We start from the raw sequence: 1346 nt of genomic DNA, 5'->3' as shown, positions 1-1346 counted from the left end.
TTAACATGCTCTTTAAACTCTGTAAATATAATAGTATTAATATTAGAATGTATATATTCATCCTGAGATATTTCTTTAAAAATCAATATATCATCATGTATTTTTTTATTTATATACGCTATAAATAAATCATTATTTAGATTTTCTATTACAGGATATTCTATTATACAGTTAAATTTTTTATCTATTATGTCTATATATCTTTTTTTTACATCTACCATTTAAATAGCCTCCTGTGTTTAAACTATATTATTATGTATGATAACATTGTAAATTTTGATATAAGTTTTTTTATTTATTGATGTTAAATATGTATTTTTAGTTTAATATAAATATATACAAAGCAAAATTTTTATACACAAGGGGGATACTATGTCTATTTTTAAAAAAGTCTTTATTTTCATTATAATTATTTTAGTATTATTGCCTGTAAGCATATTTGGTTATATTCACTCTAAAATAAATAAAGTATACGATCCATCTTCATCTATAAAATCACTTAAAGAAACAAATTATTCATCTGAAAAAGGAATAACAAATATTTTATTAGTTGGAACAGATGCTAGAAATGCAGAGGAAAAATCTAGATCTGATGCCATGATGATTTTAACTGTAGATAATAAGCATAAAAACCTAAAGCTTACATCTTTAGCTAGAGATACATATGTAGAAATACCTGGCCACGGAAAGCAAAAGCTAACACATGCATATGCTTATGGAGGCCTTAATTTATTATTAGAAACACTTGAGTCTAATTTTAAAATAGATATTCAAAATTATGTTGTTGTGAATTTTTTCTCATTCATTAATATAATTGATACTTTAAATGGAATTGTTGTCGATGTAAAACCTAATGAAATACAAGAATTAAATCGATATATACCAGAATGTTATTCTTTTGACCACAATAAAAATAAAAATCCTATGAAAAATATAGAGTATTCAGGTAAACAAAAACTAAATGGTTATCAATCCTTAGCTTATAGCCGAATTAGGTATAACGATAGTGCTCTAGAGCGAGACAATAGACAAAGACTTGTACTTGAAAGTGCATTTGAAAAAGCTAAACATTTGCCAATTAATAAATACCCTGATTTAATAAATAGCATACTGCCATACGTTAAAACTAATATGAACACATCCGATATTTTATCTATCGGCAATTCCATTTTATCTATGGATAATTTTAATATTAAAACTTTAGAATTTCCTATAGAAGAGTATAGTACTGGTGGTATTTATAAAAACGCTGGATGGGTTTGGCGTTATGATGAAGATAAGTGTTTGCCAATACTTCATGATTTTATTTTTAATGATGATGTATATAAAAAATAAATTATATTACA

At 24.5% G+C, this 1346-nt stretch carries 2 protein-coding genes; one reads left to right on the top strand and one right to left on the bottom strand.

Annotation, left to right across the window (positions count from 1 at the left end; all coding sequences use genetic code 11):
- Window positions 1-221, bottom strand: a 221-nt coding sequence (locus VN21_RS14930) for a hypothetical protein (protein ID WP_046823967.1), incomplete at its 3' end; no start/stop codon positions are given.
- A gap of 151 nt (window positions 222-372) precedes the next feature.
- Here VN21_RS14930 and VN21_RS14925 point away from each other — a divergent pair.
- Window positions 373-1335: an LCP family protein gene (locus VN21_RS14925; protein ID WP_046823966.1), complete on the top strand. Its 963-nt coding sequence runs from the start codon at window positions 373-375 to the stop codon at window positions 1333-1335.
- Window positions 1336-1346 lie beyond the last annotated feature (11 nt).

Origin of the sequence: Paraclostridium benzoelyticum (assembly GCF_001006285.1) — a bacterium.
Lineage (GTDB): Bacteria > Bacillota > Clostridia > Peptostreptococcales > Peptostreptococcaceae > Paraclostridium > Paraclostridium benzoelyticum.
The sequence above is the reverse complement of the archived record's forward strand: the minus strand, read 5'-3'. Positions and strand labels throughout refer to the sequence as shown.